Source organism: Tepidiforma thermophila (assembly GCF_002563855.1).
In the GTDB taxonomy this organism is placed as follows: Bacteria; Chloroflexota; Dehalococcoidia; order Tepidiformales; family Tepidiformaceae; genus Tepidiforma; species Tepidiforma thermophila.
This window is the reverse complement of record NZ_PDJQ01000001.1, coordinates 774493-800323: the sequence shown is the minus strand read 5'-3', so window position 1 is coordinate 800323 and position 25831 is coordinate 774493. Positions and strand designations below refer to the sequence as shown.

The following is a 25831-nucleotide window of genomic DNA, read 5'->3' as shown; positions in this document are numbered from 1 at the left end:
TTGCCGATCGGGTCGGCGGTCGTAGGGAGCGCTCCGTGAGGTTTCAGTCCCCTAGCGGGGATTCGAGGGTTGCAACCGACCTTTTTATTCTGGCCGTGAAAATGCTGGCCAAGCGTAAGCGTTTCAGTCCCCTAGCGGGGATTCGAGGGTTGCAACTTGGGCCCTTGCTGCGCAGTTCGCGCGGCAGAAGGGCCAGTTTCAGTCCCCTAGCGGGGATTCGAGGGTTGCAACTGGAACGATTGACGGCCAGCGGGCCGTCGCGATCATCCCTGCGGGGTTTCAGTCCCCTAGCGGGGATTCGAGGGTTGCAACGCGATCTTATTCGCGAACTGTACGCCGGCTACGATCTCCCCAGTTTCAGTCCCCTAGCGGGGATTCGAGGGTGGCAACAGGTCGGCGACCGGGCGATCCCGACCGAGGATCGCCGGGGGTTTCAGTCCCCTAGCGGGGATTCGAGGGTTGCAACGCTGGGCGGGGAGCCCAACCCCCGAGGAGGGAAATCCGAGTTTCAGTCCCCTAGCGGGGATTCGAGGGTTGCAACTGCCGCAGCTGGTGCTGGAACTGGCGGCTGAGTTCCCGTCGGGTTTCAGTCCCCTAGCGGGGATTCGAGGGTTGCAACTCTTCGCCGTGCCGTGCGTGCCGTGCTGGTGGAGAACGGCGTTTCAGTCCCCTAGCGGGGATTCGAGGGTTGCAACGAGGCTGCACGCAGATGGTAACACGTTCCCGTCCCGGTAGGGTTTCAGTCTCCTAGCGGGGATTCGAGGGTTGCAACGGCGCGTCGCCGCGGGCGGGCGGCAATTTCACGGCAGTTGTCGTTTCAGTCCCCTAGCGGGGATTCGAGGGTTGCAACTCCGCCGGGGATGGCCTCCCGGCGCTGAAGATGGCAGGCCACAGGTTTCAGTCCCCTAGCGGGGATTCGAGGGTTGCAACTGCTCGTCTACGAGGACGGGAGCCTGCTCGATCCGGACGGCTGGTTTCAGTCCCCTAGCGGGGATTCGAGGGTTGCAACTCTATTGACTTTCTTCCCTCCTTGTGGTAAGCGCGGGGCTCTCCCATCCGGCCATGCGGGTACTATGCCACGCCACGCGCGGTATGACAAGGGGGCGGCCGTTCACACGATGAACCACCTGGGCCGCGGCCGGGCCGGCGGGCCAGCCGGGACTTCGATCGACCGATAGCCGCGGGCGCCGAGGTGGTAGACCCGGACCTGGTCGACTGCCGGGTCGATGCGGGCGCGGATGCCGGCGAGCATGCGGGCGAATTCGGACGGCCGGAGCTGGAATTCGAACACGCTGCGCTGAACGCGCTCACCCCAACCCTCCAGCCAGGTTGCGAGGGCTTCGCGCCTGCGGTTGTCGGGGATGTCGTACGCGATGGCGTACCAGCGTTCGTCCATCGGGCGTCACCATGCGGGGCGGACCGGTCCGCCGGTGCGGATGGCGCGGGCGAAGGCCCTGGCCTGGAGTTCGAAGAGGCGGCCGACCTCCTCCCGGCGGCCTGTCGGGCGGTAGCGGGTGGCGCGTGAGAGGCGTGATTCGAAGGCGGCGATGAGCCGCTTGCGCACGTCGAGTGCAAGCCGGGTGCCGGCTTCCGTCTGTTCAAACCATCCCGTATCTCGGGAGAGGGTGGGATAGAGCCGAACAACCAGAAGATCGACCAGGGGTGCGCGAAACTCTTCGATGAGGTCGAGGACAAAAGCTGGTTGGCCGCGGGTGGCGTGATGAAGGAAGCCCTGGTAGGGGTCGAGACCGACAGCGGCGACGGCGAGGATGGCAGGGCGCATGAGGAGGGCGTAGCCGTAGTTGAAGAGGGCATTGAGCGGGTCGCGAGCGGGGCGGCGTGCCCGGCGCCAGCCGGCGAGGCTGAGGTGTGCGCGGAGCGCGGAAAAATAGATTCGGCCTGCCCAGCCCTCGGTTCCGCGGAGTTCATCGAGGGTCTCTGCTGCACGGACCCGGGGAATTAGCGCGAGGAGGGCGGAGGTCTCGGGCCGGCGAAGGGCCCGGAGGAGCCGCGCCTGGGCGGTCAGTTTGTTGCGGACGATCTCGCGCGCGATGGCGAGACGGCGGACAGGGTCCGCGGCAGCGAGGGCCTGGGCCGAGCGGAGCCTCGCGGCAGGATGTCCGATGGGCTCGAGGCGACCTTTGAGCCTGCCGTCGAGCCCGACGTAGACGGAGGGAATGCCGGCTGCAAGGAGCCGGCTGGCGGCGGGAGCGGTGAGCTGGACGGCACCGTGGAGGACGAGTGCTTCAAGGGTGTGGAGCCCTGCGGTAAGCACGGGAAGTCCATCGACGAAGATTTCAAGACATTCGCCGGTGGTCCGGATGGTGCTGCCCTGTTCCGTGACGTGAAGGATTCGCATGTCCTCTGCTGTTATGTTCGTTAGAGGCAGCGGCGGGACGCAGGGCCTGCGCAGGAGAAATGACCGGGGTCCTGGTCAGGTGCGCCATAGCTGGACAAGAGCGCTGAGACTCGAGGGAATTGTGGGAAGGCTGGAGGGGGCGGGGGCGCCGACGGCCTCGGCGAGGATCCGAAGGTAGGCTGCGGCGGCTTCGAGGGCCTCCCCGGTCACCTGGCGGCCCTGGTGGACGGCTTCGTTGCGGGCGCCGGCGAGGCGGGCGCGAAGTGTTTCGGCGTCCTGTTCTTCGACGGCGCGGCGGTAGGCGGGTGAGAGGGCTTCGAGGAGCTTTGCGCGGCGCTGGAGGCCTTCGATGCGCCAGCGGCCGCCGTCGATGCTCACGCGGTCCTTTTCGGTGAAGCCGGACGGCAACCGGGCGGGGTCGCGGATGTCGTCGGGGTCGATGCCGGCGCGGCGGAGGCCGGCGGAAATGATGACTTCGGCGGCGGTGGCTGCCACGAGGATCGCCTGGGCGGGACGGTCGGCGGCCTGGAGGCGGAGGGAGCAGGCGGCGAGCTCGGCGCCCCAGGCGAGGTCGTCGCTGCTGCACCGTTCGAGCCAGGATTTGAGGTGGGAGAGGTCGGCGCCGCCGGCCCTGGCCGGGATGTTGGCGGCGACCTGCCGGAGCCATTGCCGCTGGTAGTTTTCGACGGCGACGAGTGCGCGGGCGATGGTGACGGCGGCTTTGAGGGCTTTCTGGTCCCAGGGCGGCGGGGTGCCGGCGGGCAGGTTGAGGAGCGGTTCGCCGGCGGCGAGGGCAGCGGCGGCGTTGCCGGCGGCGAGGGCCTCGAGGGTGCGGTCGCGGGCGTCGAGGTGAACGAGGGCGTCGGGGTCGAACTCGCGCAGGGGATTGCCCTGGGCCTCGGCGGGGTTGAGGGCCTGGAAGTGGCGGGCGCGGGGGAGGAGGGAGCGGACGACGAGGGTGAAGGCGATCGACATCTGGGGGGTGCCGGAGGTGAAGCAGGTGATGACCTCGGCCTCTTTGAGCTCGGGGCGGCGGCGGATGAGGTCGCGGCCGGCGAGGAGGAGGTCGGAGACGCTGACTGCGAGGTCGGGCACGTTCCGGCGAAGGTCGTCGAGGATGTCGATGGCGATCTCGATGCCGAGGGCCTGGAGTTCGGCGGCGGTTGCCTCGGCCTGGGCGCGCACGGCGGCGGTGGCGACCAGGAGCGCGCGGTCGGGCTTCGTTTCACGCGCGAGGCGGAGTGGCCCGGTTGGTTCGCCCCTGTCGAAGGGGTCTCGTTTGCCAATGGTGGCGAGGAGGATTGTCGGCACGGGGGAAGTATGGAGAGCGCCAGCGGGTGGATGCAATTGTCGCGGAATTGTCGCCAAAAGGGGGTTCACCGGTTTCACATGGACGTGCTAGTATGCGGGCTCCTGCGGTGCCTGGAGCGCGATGATGTCCTGGGAGATTTCGGAGGAGGTCCTGCGGACATACTGCGCGGGTCTGTTCCATGACCTGGGGAAGGTGTGGGCGCAGGTGCAGGGGCGGGGGACGGAACCTTCGCGGTTTGATTGCGAGACACCGGACCAGCACCAGGTGAGGTTCGCTGATTGCGAGAGCTGCAAGCGGCGGTACCGGTACGCCCACGCGGCGATGAGCGGGACGCTGGCGCGGGAGACGCTGCCGGAGTTCCGGGGGCTGGCGGATGCGGCGGCGCTGCACCATGCGCCAGACGCGGAGGAGCTGGGCGACCTGGTGCGGTGGGTGGTGCTGGGGGACCACCTTTCGGCGGGCGAGCGGGATGACCGCTACGACCGGGGCGAGCGCGACGCAGGGACGCCAGTCCCGGCGCTGCTGAATCCGCTGGCCAGCCTGGACAGGGACGTGTACGTCTTGCCGCGGCTGCTGGATTCGGAGCTGCTGTTCGGGCAGCTGAGGAGCAGTGAGGGTGACCGGGCAAAGGCGGCGTTCGGCGGCGTGTTCGACGGGCTGCGCTCGGGGCTGGAAGCGGCGGCGGCGCTTTCGGGAGGAGACTGGCTGGCGCTCAGCGAGCACCTGACGGGGGCGGTGTACCGGGGTGCGATGGGGGTGCCGTCGGCGTTCATGAACACGGTGGCGGATATTCCGCTGGCGACGCACCTGCATCTTGCGGGGGTGTTTGCGGCGGCGCTGGCGGCTGACGGCAGCCCGGCACGGACGGCCGAGGAAACGACGGTAGGGATTGTCGCCGGGGATGTCTCCGGGATCCAAGAGTTCATTCACGACACCGGGAGCCGGAGGGCGGCCCGGGCTCTGCGGGCTCGTTCCTTTTATATTCAGCTGCTGAGCCTGGTGGCAGCCCGGTGGGTGGCAATCCGCTGCGGGGTGCCGCCCTGGTGCGCGTTCTCCGTGGTTGGGGGCCAGTTCCAGGTTGCCGTGCCTGCGAGCCGTGTCGGGATGGTGGAGCAGCTGCAGGAGGAGCTGGACCGGGTGCTGTTCCGGGCGCACGGGCCGGTCCTTTCGCTGAACCTGGCGGCGATGGTGTTCTCCGGAAAAGAAATCCAGGAATTTCGGGACGTGCACCGCCGGCTGCGGGAGGAGCTTTCCGCACGGAAATCGCGGAAGTTCGCGGGGCTGGCCCGGAGCGGGGCGCTCTTTGAGCCGCAGGCGGTGGCGTCGATGGGGCGGGCGTGCCGGACGTGCGGGCGTGAGGCGATTGAAGGCCGGACGGAGGACGACGACGGTGTGGAGCGGCGCGTTTGCGGCATGTGCGCCTCGCTGGAGGAGCTCGGGCGGGAGCTGCTCGATTCGGAGTTCGTGGTGCTGGAGCCCACGGAGCCCGGGGAGCGTGCGACGGGGTGGCGGAGGGTGATGGCCGCGCTGGGGCACCGGGTCGAGCTTGCAAGTAAGCCGCCGGAGCGGGTGGTCCGGGGGGCAGTCATCGCGCTGGATTCAGACGGGCTGCGGAGGCTGCCGTGTGCACGCCTTGTGGCGACGGGCCGGTATGCGCCGCGTTCGGAGGAGGGGCTGCTGGATTTTGGGGAAATTGCGGAGCGCAGCGAAGGTCGAAAGCTGATCGCGACGATGAAAGCTGACGTCGACGATCTCGGCCTCTTCCTGCAGCGGTACTTCGAGCGCAAGCGGCCGTCGCCTTCGCGCTTCCTGGCGATCAGCACGGCGCTATCGCTGTTTTTCGAGGCGTACCTCCCGGAGTTCGCTGCCAGGAAGTACCCGAACATCTATCTCATTTTCAGCGGAGGGGACGACACGGCGCTGGCGGGCCCGCTGTTCGACGTGCTGGACTTCGCGCGGGAGCTCAGGGAGGAGTTCCGGCGCTGGACAGCAGGCAACCCTGCGCTGCATTTTTCCGCGGGCGTGACGGTCGCCCACGCGCAACGGCCGGTGCAGGCCGGCATCGAGGCTGCGGAGGGAGCGCTGGGCAAGGCCAAGGGGGAGCGGCCGGACAAGACTCGTCCGAAGGATGCCGTGGTGGCGCTCGACGTGTGGCTGACGTGGGCGGGATTCGAGGACGTGCTCCGGCATACGCAGACGCTGGTCTCGCTGGTGCGGGGGCAGAACGGCAGGAAGCAGCTCGCCCGGCGGGCACTCCAGCACCTGCAACTGCTGGAGCACGCGGCACCGGGACGGTATGAGCCGCTGGTCTGGCGCTCGTACTACCAGCTGAACCGGGTGGCGCGGGACCACCCTGAGGCTGAGCAGGTGCTGAAGGCCCTGCGCAAGGAGGCGTTCGAGACGGAGATTGGCGGCGAGCCGGGGGGCCGGCGGGTAGCGCTCGCGGCCCGGCTTGCCGAGCTGCGGACGGCCAGCGATGGCAACACCGACCAGAGACGACGGGCAGGAGGTGCTCAGGTATGACGCAGTTTCAACGGCCAGGCCAGGGAGGCTACCAGGGCAACCGCCGGCCGCCAGAGCAGCAAGGCCGGGCGGCTGCAGTCGATGCGACGAGGTATGCGTCGGAGGCCGAGCGGATCATTGTGCGCGACGATGTGGAGGCCCTGATCGGCCTGGCGGAGCGGCTGGCGACCTCTGGCGCGACGCGGACCTCGGTGCGGCGCCTCTATGGTGAAGCGCGGAGGATCGATTTCCTGCTCGACCAAGACCCGCAGCGCGCGCTGCGGCGGGCGCGACTGCTGGAACCGAGGCTGAACTACCAGGTGAAGCGCGACGAGAAGCTGAGGGACCTCGGGGCGGTCCTGGCAGCGATGGTCCAGCAGGTTGGAAAAGCGCAGAACGAAGACGAGGGGAAGGCGCGATATCGGCGACTCACGGATTTCTTCGAGGCCGTCGTGGCCTACCTTCCTGAGAAGTAAGTGCTGGCAGATTGAAGGGGGACGACTTTGGCTGATAACCCTGCCACGATAACAAGCATCCTGACCCTGAGTTCGACGGTCGTTGCAAGGACCGGCCTGCGGATCGGCGCCCAGGAGGCATCTCTCACGATCGGGGGTGTCGATAACCCGGTGGTGCGAGACCCGCTCACGCGGCAGCCCTACATTCCGGGGTCTTCTATAAAAGGAAAGATGCGGTCGCTCCTGGAGCGGGTTCATGGGCTCGACCAGAACTGGGCCATCCAGCGCAACCGGGTCCACGTGCATGTGTGCGAGCAGGAGGAGGAGTATTCGAAGTGCACGCTCTGCCAGCTGTTCGGCGCGCCGGCGCCGCAACGGGAGCGGTGGCTCTGCCAGACACGGCTGCGGTTCTCGGATGTCTTTCTCACGGAAGCGTCGGTAAAACGCCTGATGGATGCCGCTACCGACCTGCCGTTCACCGAGCTCAAGTCGGAGGCGGCGATCGACCGGGTCACGTCGGCGGCGGTTCCCCGGACGATGGAGCGAGTCCCGGCGGGTGCGGAGTTCGGCCCATGCGATATCGGGCTGTTCGTCTACGAGGGCGATCGCATCGCGACAGGCCTGCAGTGGCTGACCGACGGGCTGGACCTGCTGGAGGCCGATGCGCTGGGCTCCTCGGGGGCACGCGGTTCCGGGAGAGTGGCGTTCACCAACATCTCCGTGCGCCAGCTGAAGGTCGATGGGCAGCGGCTGGTCCCGAGGCAGGGGCCGGCGACCTACCCGACGGTTGCCGAGCTCCGGCGGGCGCTCGATGACCTCGCTGCCTGGGCGGCGGCGTAGCAATGCCGCCCTCCGCCTGGGTCTTCGGGCTCCAGCCGCGGTCGCCGCTCCGGCTCGGGTCGCACGCCGAGGACCTCGACCGGGCTCGTGCGCTGGCTGCCTCGGACACGCTCTTCGGGGCGCTCTGCTGGGCGATGCGAGCACTTTTCGGCACCGGGGTGCTCGAAGCATGGCTCAACGAGATGCGGTCCGCAGAACCACCGATTCGCATCTCGAGCATGCTGCCGGTCCGGTGGACAGACGGGAAACTGGCCGAGGTGTTCTTTCCGCTGCCGGTTCGCAGACCGGTCCGGCAGTTTGAAGACCGCAAGTTCCTGCGGCCGGTGTCATTCATCGACCGGGGCGCCTACCGCTGGCTGTTCCGGGAAGGGGCACCCAGCGGGACTCCAAGGCGTGCGGGCGAGCTGCTGGGCTTCGGACTGGAGACCCGACAGGAAGAGGCATCGTGGGCGGTGCAGTCCCGGCCGAGGGTCACGGTCGACCGGCTCTCGGGGGCCTCGGCGCTCTACGAATCAGCGGCGACCCACTTCTCACTGAACGGCGACGGGAACCGGCGAGCCGGGCAATTCGTGCCGGGAGTCGTGGCGTGGGTGGCCGACGAGGCAGCGCTGGAAGGCCTGACGACGTGCCTCAGGCTGCTTGGGGAGGCCGGTATCGGCGGGGAGCGTTCGAGCGGGCTGGGCCGCTTCGAGCTGCTGGGACCTGAGGCGTGCGATCTGCCGGTCACCCCGGACCCGGCGGCTGGTCCGACCCTCTCGCTCTGCTGGCCAACGCAGGCCGACCTCGCTGCCGGCGCGCTGCAGCTCGACCCCGACCGCGGCTACCGGGTAGTGGAGCGGGGAGGGTGGATTTCCTCGGAGGAGTGGAGCGGGTGGCGCTCGAAACGGGTCGGCATGCTGGCCGAAGGGTCGTACCTGGGGGGAAAGGGGCCCGGGGGCGGGCTCGCGGATGTGACTCCGGAGGCGGGGCGGGGGCACCCGGTTTACCGGTACGGCCTCGGACTCTTTCTCGACGAGGTGCGCCTGTGACCCAGCCGCGATTGCTCCGGTTCCGCCTCACCGTACGGGTCCTGACCCCGCTGCATATCGGTTCAGGAATTCGGTACCACCGGGACTACGATTTTCGCGACGAGGGCGGCACGCAGGTCCGCCTGGTCGACGTGGACCGGGCGCTGGAGCTGCTGCCGGACCAGCTTATCCCGCGCATTGCCGACGGCCGGATTGCGGCCGCCCTCTCCGGGGAACTCCTGGGGCGGGCGACGCGTGCGGTGCTGCCGGTTTATGGGACGCGCGCCGTGGGGCAGGACCTGCTGGGGTTCATCCGGGATGGGATGGGCAGGGTCTACCTCCCGGGGTCCACGCTGAAGGGTGCGTTCCGGTCGGCGTTGCTCGACGCCTTCGTCCAGCAGAACCGGGATACGGTGCGGGAGCTGGTTCGCTCCGGGGGAGGGCCCCGGGAACAGGCAGCCCGGGGCGTTGAGCAACGGGCGTTCGACGTCGATGTTGAGCGCACCCGGCCGGGCGGCGATTTCCCTAACCGGGACATTAACCGCTGGTTGCGGCTGGCCGACGCCTTCCCGGCCAATGAGCCGAAGATGGTGGCCTCGGAGGTGCAGGTGCGGTCGGATTCGCCACGGGGGCGACAGGCGATCCCGGTGTGGGTCGAGGCGGTCAGCCCGGGGGCCGAGTTCTCGACCACGCTGACGATTACACCCGTCGAGTGGTCGCCGTGGAGGGAACTGGATAAAGGGCGGAAAGAGCTGTTCGGGAGCAACCTCCTTGGCGTGCTGCAGACCTGGGGGGCAGCGCTGCGGGAGATCGAGCTTGAGCACTGGCGACGACATGACCCGGACGTGGCCACGAACTTCGAAGGAAAGGTGCCGGCTGGTGAAATTGTCTTCCCGGTCGGCTTCGGCACGGGCTGGGTAGCCAAGACGATCGGCCGCCACCTGCGGGACGACCGCAACCTGATGCAGCTGCTCCTCAACCGCTACCGCCTTTCGCGTTCGAAGTCGCCTGACCCGGGGAACTTCCCGGTTGGGCACCGGGTGGTTGATGGCCCCGGCGGCTGGCTGCCGATGGGGTGGGTGATGGTGTCGGAGGCGCAGCCGGTCCAGTGAACGAGCTGGTTCGCGTCGAGGTTCCCGGCAGGTGGGAGGGCGAGGCCGAGGAGACGGCGTTTGTCGGCCGGGCGCTGCAAGCGTGGTTCTACCGGGAGCTCGCAACGCGGGACGAGGGGCTGGCGACGGCCCTGCACGACATGTCGGCGGAGAAGCCGTTTTCGATTGCGCTGCGGCGGCAGCCGGATGAACGGCTGGTGGTTACGGCCTACGGCATCCTTGCGCCGTTCGTGCTGGACCTGAGCCGAACCATGCCAGACCGGCTGCTCCTCAACGCGCGGTGGTGGCGACGGGAAGGCGAGGCGGCGGTGGAGCGGGCGACGTGGCCGGAGCTGGCTGCCGGGCTGCTTGCGCCGGCGCCGGAGACGCGGACGACCCTGAACTTCGTGACGCCGACGACCTTCCGATCGAAAGGGAACTACCTGCCGCTGCCCGTGCCGCAGCTGGTATTCGGGGGGCTGCTGGAACGGTGGCAGACCTGGGCGCCGGTCGACCTCGGCGCCGGGGCCGGGGCGGCGCTGGAGGGGATTGTGGTGCGCCGCCACCGGCTGGCGAGCGTAGCCGTGCAATTAAAGGGGCTGGTCCCGGGCTTCGTGGGAGCGGCAGAATTCGAACTCCGGTCTGCCGGGGGGCCGTACGGCGGGCTGCTTGGGGTGCTGGCGCGGTTTGCGCGGTTCGCCGGCGTGGGGGCGAAGGTCAGCACAGGTTTCGGATGCGTGGACGTGACGACTGTGGCGGGGCGACCGGCCAGCCAGGCCCAGGGCGAGACGGGCGCCAGGCCAGGGCGGGGAAACTGACGTCGCCTGCGGGGACTATTCGAATTCAGCTGCGGGGTCGACGAGGTCGGGGTGGGTTGGAGTGAGGTAGAGGTGGCCGCCCTTCCGGCAGAAGTACCGATACCCCTCGAGCGCCTTGACGGGACCGAACGGCCAATCGGGGATTGGAACGACGAAGTCGGCGTCCCCCCGGTAGATGTCTCGCTGGTGCCGCATCTTCATCCATTCGAAGAGGAATTCAGCCACCTGGTCCTCGGACCAGCCGATGAGGAGGAGGGTGAGGTTTTGGAGCTCGGGATGGCTCCAGTACCAGCACTGCCGGCAGGTGGTGTACCCGCCTCCGCTCTGGAGGCGCCTGCCCAGCAGCCGCGCCTGCAGCAGCTGGAGGCGGAAGCGGAGACGGTCGAGGCGGGAATGGGTCCTGACGCGGGAAATGTCGACGACGTAGCGTGCGCCGCAGTGCCAGTAGAGGACCCATTCATCGTCACTCGGCCCGGGGAACACGAAGGCCGCGGGATGGGCACGGCTGAGCCGCGTTGTTTCAAAGACCTCCGTTGTGGAGACGCCTCGGTATTTTTTGCCTCCGATTTCGATTTCCCTCATGTCTGAGCTACCTCCCAGAATGCGTGCGGGCGACCCGGGAGACGGGTCGGCCCAGTGCGGAGGGATGACGAGCCCCGGAAGGGGCAGGCGAAGTCCCGGGCCAGGAGCGGAGCCAGAGTACGCCGTTGCGCCCAGGGCGACCGGGCAACCGCCGCGGAGACCGCCACCTCAGTAGCGGCGCCTCACCCGGAGCTGGGGCCGGGTCGTGACGGTGACGGCCTCCGGCGGGACGACCGGCGCTGCCGCGGCTTTGACGGTCACCAGGTCGCGCCGGGCCAGGATGGCGAGGAGATCGGCCGGGACTTTGCCGGCATCGATGGTGCGGCGCCGGATGGCAAGCAAGCGGGCTTCCAGCCCCGCGGCGTCGTCGACGAGCACCGGGGTGGGCAGGTCCTGCAGGAAGACCATGAGCCGCTCTCTCAGTTCCTGCTCCTCGGCCTCCAGGCGTTCGAGTTCGGCTTTGACCCTGGCGAGCCGGCGCAGGACGTCGAGCGGGGTAGCAAGCTGCTCAGCGTGGTGGTCGCGAATCAGTTCGGCCCTCCTGTTCATCCTCAGTCGAGCGGCGATTCTTCGGCAGCAGCCAGGAACTGGTCGACCAGGTCTGGCCCATAGACGGTCGGATCGAAGGCTGTGAGGTAGAACTGGCCGGCGTGCGTCCCGGCGTACCGGACACCCCGGGAATGCACGGCGACGCTGAGCGGCCCCGCCTGGGGCAGACGGATGAACTTTGTGCTCTTCTCCATTAGTGCTGACCGGAGACCGGGGTCGAGCGCGAGAGCGTACCGGTAGGCGATTTGCTGCAAGTAGCTGTCGGGCATGGCCGCGAAGATGGCAGCCCAGGGCAAGAGCTCGTCGGACCCCAGGACCTGGCAGGCCGTGCAGGTGGTGGGTAACCGGGATACGCGGCGCGACCCCGGGACCCGGCCGAACCACCTCGCGTACTGCCGCTCGAGCACCGAGCGGATGCGGTGGAAGCGCCGGCGGGGGCGCTGCCCTTCGCTGACGGCGTAGTGCTGGCCGCAGGGCCAGACGAGGAGGCGTTCGCCGGCGTCCTGGTTGATGACGAGGACGAACGGCGGATGGTTGCGGGGCAGATCGGTCTGCTCCCAGGCGTCCACAAGCCCGGAGACACCTTCGGGCGGAGCCTGCAATCTTCCCTCCTTTCCTGGTTTGCACGGCGATGCGGACGGTTTCGAAGGCAGACGGGCAACGGACGCAGGCGGAGACCTGGAGAGGTGCATATCGCTTTGTGGCGTTTCCTCCGGAACCCGGGTCGGCGCTGTGCAAGCAGCGACTGGTGTGGAGCACGAAGCGGCGGCGGGCGAGGTCGGTGCTGCGGAACGGGTCCCGGCGCTTCTCGGCCGGGATGGACGGAACGACGGACAGGCGCCGGACACCGCGCGGGTGCGCGCCGGCGAGCACACGGGGGATGCGGGCGCTAGGCGGGCGCCCGGCGAGCCGGACGGGGAAACTGCGGGCAGCGTCCCGGCCGGGCCATCGCGGGGCGGGTCAGCGACACTGCGCGGGCGGATTGCCGGACGGCGACGTTACCGCGAGCGGCCGGGCGCGAACGCGACGCCCGGTTTCGCGGGAAGGCCATACGTCACACCCTCCTGGCGGAAGCGGTCTCGTGCGGCTGGAGCGCAAGGGCTGGGCGAGGCTCGGTGGTGTCGGACTGGTGCGGTTCGGAGTGGTTCACTGCTGGGACCGGGCGGACCGGACGTGACGAACGAAACGGCGGCTGATTCTATGTGGCTTCCACCTCGCGCACAAGGGTTTTCCACAAAAATTTTTCGCGGCCGGGGGCAGGCGCCTCAGTGAAGAGACCTTTTGGGCGTGCCATCGCGCGGGCCCTCACATACAAACGCGATCACCTGGGGAAAGTTAACGGCCCCGGCGTGAACGCGCGGAAATTTGGGGGCCGGGCGGCTGGAGGGGGGCGCAGGCGGGCGCCAGTTCCCAGGCCCCGGCGGTCTCTTTCCCTTCGCGGAACTCGTCTTCCCGGCCGGGATCTTCCCGGGCGGTGCCGGTGGCTCGTTGTCTGCGCCATATCATCTGAAGGCCAACAACCGGAAACGCCGAGGCCGGGGACCAGGTTACCGCACTGCGTTCGCGTGCCCGGGTGACCGGGCCGGAACCGGTGGACTGCGGGGAAGGCCGAGCGAAAGCCTGCGGTCAGCCAGCGAGCCACCTCGCCAGGCAGCGGACATCCCGGCGCGCCTGGCTGGCCGGGCATGGCAGGACGGGAACGGGAATTCGGCGCCACCGACGCGAGGCTTGCCGCGACTGCAGCATGGAGCAACGCGTGCCGTGTTGTTTCGCGGCGGGGGGGGGCGGTCAGAGCCTCCGGCCGACGTCCCGGGAACGGGGAGGGGCCCGCCACCTATGGCGGGAGGCCGTTGCACCATTCGCGGACCTCGAGGGCGAACGCCTCGTAGCCAGGAGCCGGGTAGACGAGGACAACGAAGCTCTCGATGGGGCAATCACACTGGACCGCCCAAGAGCGCCAGTCTGACCAGAACAGGGCGGGGGTTTGACAGCCGCCGTCGCTGAAGATCACGGCGTCGGCGGCATCGTCGCCCGGGGGTTCCAGTCCCGCATGGTGGAGGATGTACACGCGGCAGATTTCGCGGGGGGAACGCCTTATCGCGTCTGCGGTGCCGGGACGGAGGTCGTGGCGTTGGGCCATGTGGAACGCTGGGCTGCGCGGGGCGGAGGGTTACGAAGGGGGGCACCGGGGCTGGAGGCTGAGGCGGAGCGACGGTTTCAGTCCCCCAGCGGGGATTTGAGGGTTGCAACACCGGTACATCGAGGGTCTGCCGACCAGGCGGACGCTCTCCCTGTTTCAGTCCCCTAGCGGGGATTTGAGGGTTGCAACGAGGTTAATGGCGCGGGCGCCAATGACGTCCGCATCACCCAGAGGTTTCAGTCCCCTAGCGGGGATTTGAGGGTTGCAACCTCCTGACCTGAGCTGGACCAAGGCCCAGCTCATGGAGTTTCAGTCCCCTAGCGGGGATTTGAGGGTTGCAACAGTTTCCGACGGCCATCCAGTACTCCTTTAGGGAGGAGCGGGGGTTTCAGTCCCCTAGCGGGGATTTGAGGGTTGCAACTCCAGGCTGCCGTCCAGAACTTCAACAAGCGCGACTGGAGTTTCAGTCCCCTAGCGGGGATTTGAGGGTTGCAACGATGAGGGCGCCCAGGATTGGGCGCGCCGCATCGCAAAAGTTTCAGTCCCCTAGCGGGGATTTGAGGGTTGCAACATCGTCGGCGGGTGCCTCCCCCGCCGCGATATCGTGCTGTTTCAGTCCCCTAGCGGGGATTTGAGGGTTGCAACTCCCCACGAACGATCGGCGCGGTCGGCCAGGGATCCTGGTGTTTCAGTCCCCTAGCGGGGATTTGAGGGTTGCAACTCGACGGCCTCGGGCGGGAGCTCGGACTCCCGCTCCGCTACGTTTCAGTCCCCTAGCGGGGATTTGAGGGTTGCAACATCGAGGATATCGAGGGGGTGCCGGGCGAGGTCCTGGAGTTTCAGTCCCCTAGCGGGGATTTGAGGGTTGCAACTCGACGGCCTCACCGAGCCGGGTGACCGGGCGATCCCGACGTTTCAGTCCCCTAGCGGGGATTTGAGGGTTGCAACATCGCTGACGTGCAGCGGTTCATGCGGTCGTACGAGCGGTTTCAGTCCCCTAGCGGGGATTTGAGGGTTGCAACGTCTATGGCCGGGCATACTACTGCCACCACATCGGCCGGAAGTTTCAGTCCCCTAGCGGGGATTTGAGGGTTGCAACGCCGAAAGCGTAAAGCCGAAAACAGGGACCGGTAAAGTTTCAGTCCCCTAGCGGGGATTTGAGGGTTGCAACGTCTGATGAGCCGACCGACTGGACCAAGGATAAGCCCTTCATCGTTTCAGTCCCCTAGCGGGGATTTGAGGGTTGCAACAAGACAACAATGCTGGAAAAGGAGATTGGAAAAGAATTCGAGTTTCAGTCCCCTAGCGGGGATTTGAGGGTTGCAACCGGGTACGACTACTCGGTCTGGGGGCATGGGAAGCCGGGCGCTGTTTCAGTCCCCTAGCGGGGATTTGAGGGTTGCAACTTCGGGGAACTCTGCGGCCGCGCGGAGGAAGTTTTCCAGTTGTTTCAGTCCCCTAGCGGGGATTTGAGGGTTGCAACCGCGCCGCATTGCGGATGCACTCATCGATGCCGAGTACTCAGCGTTTCAGTCCCCTAGCGGGGATTTGAGGGTTGCAACCTCGACGAGGCCGCTGACCTCGCCGCCCATTCGTGGCGGTTTCAGTCCCCTAGCGGGGATTTGAGGGTTGCAACCTGACCGCAACGCGCTCACGCGCAAGGGCGAGCGCTCAAAGTACAGTTTCAGTCCCCTAGCGGGGATTTGAGGGTTGCAACGACTCCCGGGGCCGGCCCGGGTATGTCCTCATCTACGAGGAGTTTCAGTCCCCTAGCGGGGATTTGAGGGTTGCAACCATGGCCAACGCATTCGATATCCTGTGCCACATCCGCGGTTTCAGTCCCCTAGCGGGGATTTGAGGGTTGCAACGTCAACGGGTTCGTGCCGTCGGTGCGGCCTGGGACGGGGGCGTTTCAGTCCCCTAGCGGGGATTTGAGGGTTGCAACCTCATCCTCGGGACGAGGAGTTCTACGAGGGATATCTCCGTTTCAGTCCCCTAGCGGGGATTTGAGGGTTGCAACTCTATTGACTTCTGCCCGCCGGTGTGGTATGGGGCCGGGCCACGTCCGAACCGGGCGCTGCATCGCCTCGCAGTATGCCGAACCCGGGCTGGCCTTGCAAGACCTCCCGGACGTTTTTGCGTCGACCCCGGCCGAGGGGACCGGGAGGCACCGCTCGCGAGGCAGCCGCCGCGCCGCAGCACGGGCTGCAACCGCCAGCCGCCGGTGACCGGCCTGCTCCAGGGCAGCGAGAACCGCTGCGTGCGCGGGGGAGCCGGCGGACGCAGCGGATCCGTCCCGGCCGAGGGAGCACGCGATAGGCTGGAGCCCGGCTTTGGCTGGAGCAGACCCGGGCACGCAGCCGAGGCCCGGCACCGGGAGGTCGACGCCCGCAGCCCGCTGCGGGGCAACGCGGACGCGGACGGCAGCCGTGTGTGCTGCGGGCCGGACAGGCCGGGGCCGAGGGGCGTGACCGCCGTCGGTTCGGTTATGACCTAAACGGATAGTTCACATATTATGCATGGCACCTATTTGGCACCTATTCACGGCGCGCAGGCATGGTCCTCGGCGTACTTTCGCGGCCTGGTCCGAATCTGTGACATACCATAATGAACCTCGCCGACGTTCACGGATAAATGTACGGATTTTGGGGCGCCTCGATGGGGTCTACGCTCGCGGCGAGGACGATGGGTTCGCCGCCGGGGCCGATGCCGACGCGGCCGGTGACGCGGACCCACTGGTCGTTGGCGAGCGTGCTGGCGTCCTTCCAGAGGACGGGGAGGGTGAAGCCCTGGGCATCGGCGATGCAGCAGGCGACGACGAAGCGGGCGACGCGGAACCGTTCGGGCGGGTCGCCGTCGCGGCGGAAGACGAAGCCGATGACCTCGACGGGCTGGCCGGCGATGGCCGCGGGGTCGGCGGTTTCGAATTCGTAGGCCCACTGGTAGATGTTGCGGCGGGCGGGGTCGGCGGCGCTGGCGGAGGCGCTGAACTGGCGGGCCGAGGCGGCGGAGAGGTTGAGATTGGAGGAGGCGAGGGGGCGCGGCTCGAAGGCGGCTGCGACGATGAGCGGCAGGCTGATGGCGGCGGCGGCGACGGCCCCGGCGGCAGTGGGGCGGCGCCAGCGCGGCGGGCCTTCGCGTACGGCGGCGGCGAGGGCAACCGCGGCGGCAGCCAGCAGGAGGAGCGCGGTTGCGGCGAGGATGGGGACGTACCAGCCCTGGACGAGGTTGCGGGCGGTGCCATCGAAGAGGCGCCAGGCGATGAGGAGGCCGAGCGCGGCGGCAGCGAGGGCGTAGCCGGCGTCTCTCACCATGCGCGCAGCTCCGCGACGGCGGCGCCGACGAAGGCGACCTGGGCGCAGATGACGACGAGGACGGCGACGGCAGGCCCGGAGAAGAGGCGCAGGTACATGGGGACCGATTTGAGGTTGACCAGGGGCCCGAAGACGAGGAACGCGAGGGCGGGTCCGAGGCCGACGGCGCCTCCCAGGCCGGCGACGACGAAGGCATCGACGCTGGAGCAGATGCTCAGGAGGAAGGCGAGGAACATGAGGGCCGCGATCGAGAGGAAGACGCCGCTGGCGGAGAGGAAGTCCTCCTGGTTGGCGAAGACCTGGATGGCGGCGGCGAGGGCGGCGCCGATGACGAGGAACTGGAAGAGTTCGAAGAACTCCTCGAGGATGCGGGGCGCCCAGCTCGCGGGGCCGGCGGGCGGCGGGGCATCGGCCGCGGCGGGCTCGATGTCGAGGGGGAGGGCGATGTCGCGGCGGAAGCGGGAGACGACAAGGGCGACAGCGACGGCGGCGAGGAGGGTGAGGCCGAGCCGGAGGGCGACGAGCTCGGCATCGCGGAAGGCGAGCCAGGTGGTGACGATGACGATGGGGTTGATGACGGGGGCGGCGACAAGGAAGGCGAGGGCGAATTCGCGGCGGCCGGCGAGGGCGAGGCGGTGGGCAAGGGGGCGGTTGCCGCAGTCGCACATGGGGAGGACGAGGCCGGCGCCGGCGCCGGCAGCGATGCTGGCTGCAGGGCTGCGGAAGGCGGCGGCACCAAGGATGCGCTCGACGGCCGGGCCGGCGACGACGGAGATGATGACGCCGGCGAGGAGGAAGGGCGTGGCCTCGAGCAGGAGGGCGAGGAAGATGTTGGCGAAGTCGCTCACGGGGTCATGGTAGTTGAGGGAGGAGGGAGGAGGGAGCGGGGAGCGGGGAGCCGGGAGCTGGGAGCTGGGAGCGGGGAGCGGGGAGCTGGGAGCGGGGAGCCGGGAGCGGGGAGCGGGGAGCGGGGAGGGTGATGGGCATGCCTGTTCTGCCAAGCTCCAAGCTCCAAGCTTCCAGCTGGGGGACGGGTGGCCGGCAGGGGCGGGGCAAGCTCCAACCTCCATGCTGGGGAGGGGGAGGGCGGGGCGGGGTCAGGGGGTGGGGGTTGGGGCGGGTGCGGCGGTGGGTTTGGGGATGCGGAGCTCCTGGCCGGGGAAGATGAGGTCGGGGTCGGCGAGGGCGTTGGCGGCGACGAGATCGGCGATGGTGATGCCGAACCGCTCGGCGATGGCGCCGAGGGTGTCGCCCTCCTGGACGGTGTAGGTATCGGGGTTCGGCGTTGGGGTCGGGCTGGCCGCCGAAGCGGGGGCCGGCGACGCGGTGGGAGATGATCCACCCGCCGGGGTGCCTGCGGGTGCGGTGCCGGTCGCGGTTGGTTCGCCGAAGGGGTTGCCGCCGGGCCCACCGCCTCCGCCGCATGCGGCCGCCAGGAAGGCGGCCAGGACGACGCCGGCAAGCATGGTGCGCATCGAAGCCTCCTGCGGGGCCCCTGCGGTGAAGCCTACGCAATCGTGTGATGGGCTGTAAACCGGGCGTTTAGCCGACTGGTCCGCGGGGTTCGATGCCGTGGGCTGCCGGGTCGAACCAGCGGGCGGTCCAGGCGTCGATGGCGGCGACAATCCGCTCCAGTTCGCGCCCCTTCTCGGTGAGGCGGTATTCGATGCGGACGGGGTGCTCGGGGTAGACGGTGCGTGTGATGATGCCTTCGGCTTCGAGTTCGCGGAGCCGTTCGGCGAGGAGCCGGTCGGAGAGGCCGGGGATGGCGGCGAGGATTGCGGAGAAGCGGCAGGAGCCTGCGAGGAGCGAGCGGATGATGGCGCCGGTCCATCGGCGGCCGATCAGCTCGACGGTGTGCTGGAAGGCGGGGCAGTAGGGGCTGACGTCGACAACGTCGTGCGCTTCGGTGCTCACGTTCTCAGGATACCACCGGGCGGAAGGCCGCTGGCGCAGGGGGTCAGGCCGCGCCGACCCGGTCGAGGAGGGTGCGGAGGGTCTCTAGGTCGAACGGCTTGGCGAGGAAGTGGCGACCCTGCCGGGCGAGGTCGTCGCGGGGATAGCCGCTCATGAGGACGACAGGGGTACCGGGTGCGAGGGCCTCGATTTCGCGGAGCGCTGCCTCGCCGCCCATACCGGGCATGGTGAGGTCGAGGAGGATGCAGGCGAACTGTTCGCCGGAACGGAGGCGGGCAAGGGCCTCCTCGGCGGTGGGAACGGCGACGGCCTCGAACTGCCAGACGGCGAGCGCGCGGGTGAGCATGCTGCGGACGCTGGGTTCGTCGTCGATGACCAGGATGCGGCGGGCAGGCGTATCTGCGCCGGTCACATCTTCGATGGTAAACCCGGCGTGGAGGGATTTCCAGATGCGTTTAGGTAAATTCTTACGTCTTGCGTCAGGAGGTCATGCCGCCGAGGCCGACGAGGGCGCGGCCGTGCTCGACTTCGCCCATGTGGCGGAGGCCGTGCTGGTAGACGAAGCATTCGAGCACGTCGAGGCGGCGCAGGGGCGCGCCGGGGCCGATGACGAGGGCGCAGAAGATGTTCTGCATGTTGGGTGGAAGCTGCGGGAGGACGACCTCGGCGAGGCGGTCGGCGGTGAGCGTGTCGAGGACGCGGCTGGTGCGGGCGATGACTTCGGCCTGGTAGGCCTTCCATGCGTCGAGGTCGCCGAAGCGCTGGTGTTCCATCTGCTCGACGGACTCTTCGCGGCCGAGGGCATCGACGGCGACGCCGACTTTGGCGGCCCAGCCGCCCTGCTGCCAGAGCGGGGGCTCGCCGAGGAAGATGGCGCTGATGGACTGGTCCTGCGAGCGGATGTAGTGGCTGAAGCTGAAGGCGATGGGGAGGACGCCGGCGCGCTCGTGGTGGTTGAGCTGTTCGAGGGTCATATCGCTGATGGCGCGCTCCCAGAGGGTGTTCATAGCGCGGATGCGGTTGCGCAGGGAGGCGACGAACATCTCCTCATGGCTCATGCGGGGGCTCCGGGGACGGGGATGCGTTCGGTATCGCGGGCCACGCGGATGGGGCCGCGGAAGCGCTCGGCCATGCCGGCGATGAAGCGGTCGACTTCGGGGCCGCTGTTGGGGACGGGCGGGATGAGGTGGTCCAGGACGAGCTGGCGGACACCGGCCTGCTGCGCGAGCCGGGCGACATCGCTCACGTCGATGTGGTAGCTGGGGATGTCTTCGAAAAGGGACGCCTGCAGGTCGCGGCCCATCGCACGGAGGGCGGCGATCCGCTCCCTGAGCATGGCGGTATTGAGCGCCTCGCAAACGAGCATGTCGGCGCCCGCGGCGGCGTGGAGGAGGCTTTCGCAGAAGGAGGTATCGCCGGACAGGACGGCGGTGCGGCCGTCGAAGCGGACGCGGTAGCCGAAGGCCGGGACGACCGGGAAGTGGTCGACTTCGAACCGTTCGAGGACGAGGCCGTCGCGTTCGAAGAAGGGCGCAGGGCGGGCCGAGGGGGAGAGCTCAGTGACTTCGACGACGATGCCGTCGGGGTGGAGCTTGTCGCCGTGGTGGGCGAGGCGGAAGCCGATATCGCGCCGGAGGGCGTGAAGGAAGCCTTCGACCATGTCGCCGGTTCCTTCGGGGCCGTAGACGCGGAGCGGCACACGTGCGCCGGACGTCCAGCGGAGGAAGAGGAAGTCCGGGAAGTCGGTGATGTGGTCGGTGTGCATGTGGGTGAAGATGGCCGTGTCGATGGCGGAGGGCAGGATGCCGGAGGCGAGGATGCGGCGGGCGGCGCCCCAGCCGCAGTCGACGAGGATGTGCTGGCTGCCGGCGACGATGACGTGGCCGCAGCCGCAGCGGTCGGGGCTGGGGAGCGGGCTGCCGGTGCCGAGGAAGACGATATCGAACGGCTGTCGCAATCGAATCTCCTTCGCCGCGATTCGCGGCCGCGACAGTATAGCAGGGATCGCCGGGAAGGGCTCCTTGCGGCCGGGCTCCGTACAATTCGGCTATGAGCCGGTTTCGTGCAGCGATTTTCGATATCGGCGGGGTGCTGACGCACTCGCCGGTGACCCGCATCAAGGAGTTCTGCCGGGAGCACGGGATTCCCGATGAGGTGCGCGTGGCGATCTTCGCGCCGGAGGATGGGCCGTGGTCGCGGTTCGAGCGGAGCGAAATCCCGCCGGAGGGGTTCGCGGAGCTGTTCGACCGGCACATCGCCGGGATCGACACGCGGGCAACCGGGAAGTACTTCCTCGAGTGGTTCTTCCAGGGATTCGGCGAGCGGCCGGAGATGGTGGCGGTGGTGCGCCACCTGCGGGGCAGGGTGAAGCTCGGCAGCATCACGAACAACGTGGCGCGCGACGAGCCGGCCCACCGGCGGACGAGCGGCATCGACGTGCACAGCCTGTTCGATGTGGTGGTTGAATCGGCGATTGTGGGGGTGCGGAAGCCGGAGCCGCGGATTTACCAGATCGCGTGCGAGCAGCTGGGCATCGAGCCGCCGGAGGCGGTCTTCCTCGACGACCTCGGCGCGAACCTGAAGGGGGCGAAGGCGCTGGGGATGCACACGATCAAGGTTGATGAGACGACGCGGGCGATCGATGAGCTGGAGGAGGCGCTTGGCATTCCGCTGCCGCGGCTGTAGCCGGGCCTCGAAGGCGGGATGCGGGTAGGATGGCGCGCATGGAGCCGGAATCCCGCTGGTACACGTCGCAGCGGCTGAAGCTGCACTACCTGACCTGGGGTGACGAGGCGAAGCCGCCGCTCATCCTGGTCCACGGGACGCGGGACCATGCGCGCTCGTGGGACCGGGTGGCGCAGGCGCTCATTGACCGTTTCTGCGTGTATGCGCCGGACCTGCGCGGGCACGGCGATTCGGACTGGGCGATCGGGGGGAACTATTCGATTATCGACTACGCGCTGGATATCCACGCGCTGGGGGAGGCGATCGGGCGGGCGCCGTACGTGATCATCGGGCACAGTCTCGGGGGCGGGGTGGCGCTGCAGTACGCGGGGGCGTTCCCGGAGAAGGTGCAAAAGCTGGTGACGATCGAGGGGCTGGGCGGGCTCGGCTGGCAGCGGGAGCGGCGGCCGGCGCACCAGCGGATGCGGCAGTGGGTGGAGAGCATGCGCGAGCTGGAGCGGCGCCAGCTGCGGACGTACCTGACGCTGGAGGATGCGACCCGGCGAATGCAGGAGGCGAACCGGCACCTCTCGCCGGAGCTGGCGCGGCACCTGACGGAGCACGGGGTGCGGGCGACGCAGGCGGGCTACACGTGGAAGTTCGACAACTACACGCACGCGGGGTCGCCGTACGAATTCAACATGGAGGATGCGCGGGACCTCTGGAACCAGATCCGGTGTCCGATGCTGATCATCTGGGGGCGGGAGAGCTGGGGGACACGCCCGGGCGGGCCGCCAGACCTGTCGGCGTTCCACAACTACCGGGCGGTGGAGGTGGAGGGTGCGGGGCACTGGGTGCACCACGACCAGTTCGAGCGGTTTATGCAGCTGGTGAACGAGTTCCTGGGGGAGTAGGGAGCGGGGAGCAGGGAACGGGGAGCAGGGAGCGGGGAGCAGGGAGCGCGGGTCCGCCTGCCAGGATCCAGCCCCGGGGTGCCGAGGCGGGCAGGCTTGGAACAGCCCCAGGCTCCTCCCTCGGGGTGGGGAGCAGGGGGTGAGGGGCTCCATCCTCCCTCATCGGTGTATGCTCGCGGGGATGGCTGAACCGGTGCTCTACGAGGAACGGGATGGCATCGCCGTCGTGACGCTGAACCGGCCTGGGAAGCTGAACACGCTGAACGAGGCGGTGATCCAGGGGATTGCGGACGCGATCGAGCGGGCGACGGCGTCGGCGGCGGTTTCGGCGGTCGTGCTGCGCGGGGCCGGGCGGGCATTCTCGGCGGGGTACGACCTGGACCCGGGCGCCGACGGGGTGCCCTGGCCGCGGCGGTTCGATGCGCCGCACCCGGAGCCGCGCCCCGGGGCGTGGGACCCGGTCCGCGATTTGCAGTTCATGGGCCACAACATGCGGCGGTTCATGACGCTGTGGGAGTGCCCGAAGCCGGTTATCGCCCAGGTGCACGGCTATGCGCTCGGCGGGGCCACGGACCTGCTGCTCTGCGCCGACCTGATCTTCATGGCGGAGGACGCGATCATCGGCTACCCGCCGTCGCGCATCTACGGGACGCCGACGACGATGCTGTGGGTGTACCGGCTGGGGCTGGAGCATGCAAAGCAGTTCCTGCTTTCGGGCGACCAGATCGATGCGCCGACGGCCTACCGGATTGGGCTCGTTTCGCACGTCTACCCGGCGGAGGAGCTGAGCGAGCGGACGGAGGCGTACGCGCGGCGGTTCCGGAACATCCCGGCGAACCAGCTGGCGCTGAACAAGCTGCTCATCAACCAGGCGTTCGAAAATATGGGGCTGCGGACAACGCAGCTTTTGGGGACGCTGTTCGACGGCATCACGCGGCACACCGAGGAGGCGCTGCGGTGGGTCGAGAGCTTCCGGGAGGTGGGGTTCCGGGAGACGATCCGGCGGCGGGATGCGCCCTTCGGCGATTACGGGGAGCGGCCGCGCGAGGGGCAGCGCTGAGCGACGCCCGCGGCAGGCTCAATCGGCGAAGCGGACGACCGGGGAGGTTCGGCCCCAGAGCTCTTCGAGGCGATAGTAGGCGCGCTGGTCGGCGGTGAAGAGGTGGACGATGATGTCGCCGAAATCGAGGAGGACCCAGCCGCTTTCCGGTGAGCCTTCGCGGTGGCGGAGGACGACGCCCTGCGGGCCGAGGTCGCGTTCGAGGTATTCGACGAGGGCGTCGAACTGGAGTGGCGACTGGGCCGTGGCGATGACAAAGTAGTAGGTGAACGTCGCGGTCCGCGAGATGTCGATGAGCGCGATATCGAGCGCCTTGTGCTCGGAGAGGACATCGACGGCGCGTTGCGCGAGGGTCTCGGGACTCAGACGCGAACTCCTGCCCGCCGCTGCGGGCGAAAGGAATGGTATCACAGCCGATGGCACGTCCCCGGGTCGTGGTCGGGATGTCGGGCGGAGTGGACAGCTCCGTGGCGGCGGCGCTGCTCGCCGAGCAGGGCTACGAGGTGGTGGGCGTGACGATGCGGCTGTGGACGGAGGAGCGGCCGGAGGAGTACCGGGGCCACCAGCAGTGCTGCAGCATCGAGGATATCGATGATGCGCGGCGGGTGGCCGGGCAGCTGGGGATCCGGCACTACGTGATGAACTTCGAGCGGGAGTTCCGCGAGCACGTGGTGGACCGGTTCGTGCAGGAGTATGCGCAGGGGCGGACGCCGAACCCGTGCGTGCGCTGCAATGAGCACATCAAGTACCGGGCGCTGATGGAGCGGCTGCCGGCGCTTGACGCCGAGTACGTGGCGACGGGGCACTACGCGCGGGTGGCGTTTGATGCGGCGAGCGGGCGGTACCGGCTGCTGCGGGGGATCGACCCGGCGAAGGACCAGTCGTACGTGCTGTACATGCTGGGGCAGGAGCAGCTGCGGCGGCTGCTGCTGCCCATCGGAGGGCTGACAAAGGCGGAGGTGCGGGCCCATGCAGCACGACTGGGGCTGGACGTGGCGGCGAAGCCGGACAGCGTGGAGATCTGCTTCGTGCCGGGGAACGACTACCGGGCGTTCGTGGAGGCGCGGGTGCAGCAGGAGCCGGGCGCACTGGTCGACGAGAGCGGCGCGGTCATCGGGCAGCACCGCGGAATTGCGGCCTACACCATCGGGCAGCGGCGGGGGCTGGGCGTGGCGGCCGGGGAGCCGCGGTATGTGACGGAGATCGACGCGGAGCGGAACATCGTGATGATCGGCCCGGAGGAGGCGCTCTTCGCCGATATGGCCGAGGCGGTGGAGGTGACGTGGGTGGCGGGGGAGGCGCCGGCGCCGGGCGAACGGCTGGAGGCGAAGGCGCGCTACCGGGCGGAGCCGGCCCCGGCGGTGCTCGTGGAGGCCGGCCCGGGCCGGGCGGTGGTGCGGTTCGAGCGGCGGCAGCGGGCGCTCACGCCGGGGCAGGCGATCGCGTTCTACCGCGGCGATGAGGTGCTCGGCGGGGGGACGATCGAGCGCGCCTGGCGGAGCTGAGCGCAGAGCGACGGGTGCCGCGGAGGTCCCGCGACCGGGCCATTCGGCAGGGGAAATTGGGGCGTTCGGACCGCACCGGCGTTCACACGCGTTGGGCATACTCCGTGCATCCTGAGAACAGGAGGCTCAGCATGGACGAACGTGATATCGGACGGCGCGTGAAGGAAGGGATCATCGGCGTGATCCGGGGGACCGGCGAAGTCACGGCCGCGGCGGTCGAGACGGTGGCCGACACGGTGCAGGTGGTCGTGAAAGAGGCGGGCGAGACGGGCGGCGCGGTGGCGAACCTGGCGATCAACGCGACCAAGGGTGCGATCGACGCGGTCGGGGAGGTCGTGGGGAAGGCGATGAGCACGACGGCGGAGACGCTGACGGCGACCGTCGAGGCGGCGAGCGTGACGGCGGCGTCGATTGGGAACGCGGCGAAGGCTGCTGTGATCGGGACGGTGCGGGGAACCGCCGAGACCGGGACCGAGACGCTCTCTGCGATTTCGCTCTCGGCGCGGAGTGCGGTGAGCGAGGCCTCGAAGATCGGTGCGGACCTGACCGCGGCGGCGGTGGGCGCTGTGGAGGGGGCGATCGAGGCGGCGAAGAGCGCGACGATCACCGCCGAGGAAGCCGCCAGCGCGGCGGCGACGGGTGCGGTGGAGGCCGCCGGGGAGGTCAGCGAGGCGGCTGCCATCCGGGTGCGCCGGGCTGTCGAGGGCACGATCCAGGGCGTGAAGGTGGTCGTGAAGACGGCCGTCGGCCGCGAAGGGAGCGAGAAGCCCGGCGGCGAGCAGCAGGGCAACTGAGCTGCGCC

Annotated in this window: 26 protein-coding genes and 2 CRISPR repeat arrays (1 of these 28 cut by a window edge); of the genes, 11 read left to right on the top strand and 15 right to left on the bottom strand. The window is 68.7% G+C overall.

All coding sequences use genetic code 11. From position 1 onward, the window contains the following. Window positions 1-1009: direct repeats of the CRISPR family, unit length 36 nt; unit sequence GTTTCAGTCCCCTAGCGGGGATTCGAGGGTTGCAAC (it extends 358 nt beyond the left edge of the window). A 102-nt stretch (window positions 1010-1111) separates the two neighbouring features. From cas2 to A9A59_RS03775, 3 genes are all read right to left on the bottom strand, one after another. Then, window positions 1112-1396: a CRISPR-associated endonuclease Cas2 gene (cas2, locus tag A9A59_RS03785; protein ID WP_098503012.1), complete on the bottom strand. Its 285-nt coding sequence runs from the start codon at window positions 1394-1396 to the stop codon at window positions 1112-1114. 6 nt (window positions 1397-1402) lie between these two features. Further along, on the bottom strand, window positions 1403-2359 hold the full coding sequence (gene cas1, locus A9A59_RS03780; RefSeq protein WP_098503011.1) for a CRISPR-associated endonuclease Cas1: 957 nt from the start codon (window positions 2357-2359) through the stop codon (window positions 1403-1405). Window positions 2360-2434: 75 nt separating this feature from the next. Further along, a complete protein-coding gene (locus tag A9A59_RS03775) occupies window positions 2435-3670 on the bottom strand; it encodes a hypothetical protein (protein WP_098503010.1) in 1236 nt (411 codons plus the stop codon). A gap of 124 nt (window positions 3671-3794) precedes the next feature. On the opposite strand from A9A59_RS03775, the gene cas10 reads away from it, so the two are divergent. Genes cas10 through cas6 form a run of 6 tightly spaced genes read left to right on the top strand, consistent with a single transcriptional unit; the run spans window position 3795 to window position 10384 of the window. Next, window positions 3795-6194, top strand: coding sequence for a type III-A CRISPR-associated protein Cas10/Csm1 (cas10, locus tag A9A59_RS03770; protein WP_165772480.1), 2400 nt, complete (start codon window positions 3795-3797; stop codon window positions 6192-6194). Beyond that, entirely contained in the window at window positions 6191-6649 is a 459-nt protein-coding gene (csm2, locus tag A9A59_RS03765; protein ID WP_098503008.1) for a type III-A CRISPR-associated protein Csm2, read from the top strand. Before cas10 ends, csm2 begins: the two co-directional genes overlap by 4 nt. Window positions 6650-6676: 27 nt before the next feature. Further along, window positions 6677-7468 (top strand): type III-A CRISPR-associated RAMP protein Csm3, encoded by a 792-nt coding sequence (gene csm3, locus A9A59_RS03760; protein ID WP_098503007.1) that lies wholly within the window; start codon window positions 6677-6679, stop codon window positions 7466-7468. A gap of 2 nt (window positions 7469-7470) precedes the next feature. Further along, complete coding sequence (gene csm4 / locus A9A59_RS13975) at window positions 7471-8496, top strand: type III-A CRISPR-associated RAMP protein Csm4 (protein ID WP_165772479.1); 1026 nt, start codon at window positions 7471-7473, stop codon at window positions 8494-8496. Next, window positions 8493-9587, top strand: coding sequence for a type III-A CRISPR-associated RAMP protein Csm5 (gene csm5, locus A9A59_RS03755; RefSeq protein ID WP_165772478.1), 1095 nt, complete (start codon window positions 8493-8495; stop codon window positions 9585-9587). Before csm4 ends, csm5 begins: the two co-directional genes overlap by 4 nt. Continuing rightward, window positions 9584-10384 carry a CRISPR system precrRNA processing endoribonuclease RAMP protein Cas6 gene (gene cas6 / locus A9A59_RS03750; protein WP_098503005.1) on the top strand — a complete coding sequence of 267 codons (801 nt, stop codon included), beginning with the start codon at window positions 9584-9586 and terminating at the stop codon, window positions 10382-10384. The genes csm5 and cas6 overlap by 4 nt, the downstream gene beginning before the upstream one ends. Window positions 10385-10399: 15 nt before the next feature. On the opposite strand, the gene A9A59_RS03745 is transcribed toward cas6, so the two are convergent. From A9A59_RS03745 to A9A59_RS03695, 11 genes are all read right to left on the bottom strand, one after another. Beyond that, complete coding sequence (locus tag A9A59_RS03745; protein WP_098503004.1) at window positions 10400-10966, bottom strand: hypothetical protein; 567 nt, start codon at window positions 10964-10966, stop codon at window positions 10400-10402. 168 nt (window positions 10967-11134) lie between these two features. Then, window positions 11135-11515: a hypothetical protein gene (locus A9A59_RS03740; protein WP_098503003.1), complete on the bottom strand. Its 381-nt coding sequence runs from the start codon at window positions 11513-11515 to the stop codon at window positions 11135-11137. Window positions 11516-11517: 2 nt separating this feature from the next. Then, window positions 11518-12117: a hypothetical protein gene (locus tag A9A59_RS03735; protein ID WP_133117503.1), complete on the bottom strand. Its 600-nt coding sequence runs from the start codon at window positions 12115-12117 to the stop codon at window positions 11518-11520. Between the two features lie 1232 nt (window positions 12118-13349). Continuing rightward, window positions 13350-13655, bottom strand: a complete 306-nt coding sequence (locus A9A59_RS03730; RefSeq protein ID WP_165772477.1) for a hypothetical protein — start codon at window positions 13653-13655, stop codon at window positions 13350-13352. A gap of 74 nt (window positions 13656-13729) precedes the next feature. Continuing rightward, window positions 13730-15675: a CRISPR direct-repeat array (repeat unit 36 nt; unit sequence GTTTCAGTCCCCTAGCGGGGATTTGAGGGTTGCAAC). 604 nt (window positions 15676-16279) lie between these two features. Further along, complete coding sequence (locus A9A59_RS03725; RefSeq protein WP_098503000.1) at window positions 16280-16969, bottom strand: TIGR03943 family putative permease subunit; 690 nt, start codon at window positions 16967-16969, stop codon at window positions 16280-16282. Continuing rightward, window positions 16963-17817 carry a permease gene (locus A9A59_RS03720; protein WP_098502999.1) on the bottom strand — a complete coding sequence of 285 codons (855 nt, stop codon included), beginning with the start codon at window positions 17815-17817 and terminating at the stop codon, window positions 16963-16965. Before A9A59_RS03720 ends, A9A59_RS03725 begins: the two co-directional genes overlap by 7 nt. A gap of 249 nt (window positions 17818-18066) precedes the next feature. After that, window positions 18067-18444 (bottom strand): LysM peptidoglycan-binding domain-containing protein, encoded by a 378-nt coding sequence (locus A9A59_RS03715; RefSeq protein ID WP_098502998.1) that lies wholly within the window; start codon window positions 18442-18444, stop codon window positions 18067-18069. 67 nt (window positions 18445-18511) lie between these two features. Continuing rightward, window positions 18512-18886, bottom strand: a complete 375-nt coding sequence (locus A9A59_RS03710; RefSeq protein WP_098502997.1) for a winged helix-turn-helix transcriptional regulator — start codon at window positions 18884-18886, stop codon at window positions 18512-18514. Window positions 18887-18929: 43 nt separating this feature from the next. Next, window positions 18930-19298 carry a response regulator gene (locus A9A59_RS03705; RefSeq protein WP_098502996.1) on the bottom strand — a complete coding sequence of 123 codons (369 nt, stop codon included), beginning with the start codon at window positions 19296-19298 and terminating at the stop codon, window positions 18930-18932. Window positions 19299-19365: 67 nt separating this feature from the next. After that, window positions 19366-19944: a DinB family protein gene (locus A9A59_RS03700; protein WP_098502995.1), complete on the bottom strand. Its 579-nt coding sequence runs from the start codon at window positions 19942-19944 to the stop codon at window positions 19366-19368. After that, window positions 19941-20843, bottom strand: a complete 903-nt coding sequence (locus A9A59_RS03695; protein WP_165772476.1) for an MBL fold metallo-hydrolase — start codon at window positions 20841-20843, stop codon at window positions 19941-19943. The genes A9A59_RS03700 and A9A59_RS03695 overlap by 4 nt, the downstream gene beginning before the upstream one ends. A gap of 92 nt (window positions 20844-20935) precedes the next feature. Here A9A59_RS03695 and A9A59_RS03690 point away from each other — a divergent pair, with 92 nt between their 5' ends. The 3 genes from A9A59_RS03690 to A9A59_RS03680 all read left to right on the top strand — a co-directional run bounded on the left by A9A59_RS03690 (window position 20936) and on the right by A9A59_RS03680 (window position 23524). After that, entirely contained in the window at window positions 20936-21571 is a 636-nt protein-coding gene (locus A9A59_RS03690) for an HAD-IA family hydrolase (protein ID WP_098502993.1), read from the top strand. 38 nt (window positions 21572-21609) lie between these two features. After that, window positions 21610-22464, top strand: coding sequence for an alpha/beta fold hydrolase (locus A9A59_RS03685; RefSeq protein ID WP_165772475.1), 855 nt, complete (start codon window positions 21610-21612; stop codon window positions 22462-22464). Window positions 22465-22645: 181 nt separating this feature from the next. Then, window positions 22646-23524, top strand: a complete 879-nt coding sequence (locus tag A9A59_RS03680) for a crotonase/enoyl-CoA hydratase family protein (RefSeq protein ID WP_098502991.1) — start codon at window positions 22646-22648, stop codon at window positions 23522-23524. 18 nt (window positions 23525-23542) lie between these two features. On the opposite strand, the gene rsfS is transcribed toward A9A59_RS03680, so the two are convergent. Next, entirely contained in the window at window positions 23543-23947 is a 405-nt protein-coding gene (rsfS, locus tag A9A59_RS03675) for a ribosome silencing factor (RefSeq protein ID WP_098502990.1), read from the bottom strand. On the opposite strand from rsfS, the gene mnmA reads away from it, so the two are divergent. After that, on the top strand, window positions 23941-25029 hold the full coding sequence (mnmA, locus tag A9A59_RS03670; RefSeq protein ID WP_098502989.1) for a tRNA 2-thiouridine(34) synthase MnmA: 1089 nt from the start codon (window positions 23941-23943) through the stop codon (window positions 25027-25029). The genes rsfS and mnmA overlap by 7 nt on opposite strands. 131 nt (window positions 25030-25160) lie before the next feature. Beyond that, complete coding sequence (locus A9A59_RS03665) at window positions 25161-25823, top strand: hypothetical protein (RefSeq protein WP_098502988.1); 663 nt, start codon at window positions 25161-25163, stop codon at window positions 25821-25823. Window positions 25824-25831: the final 8 nt, after the last annotated feature.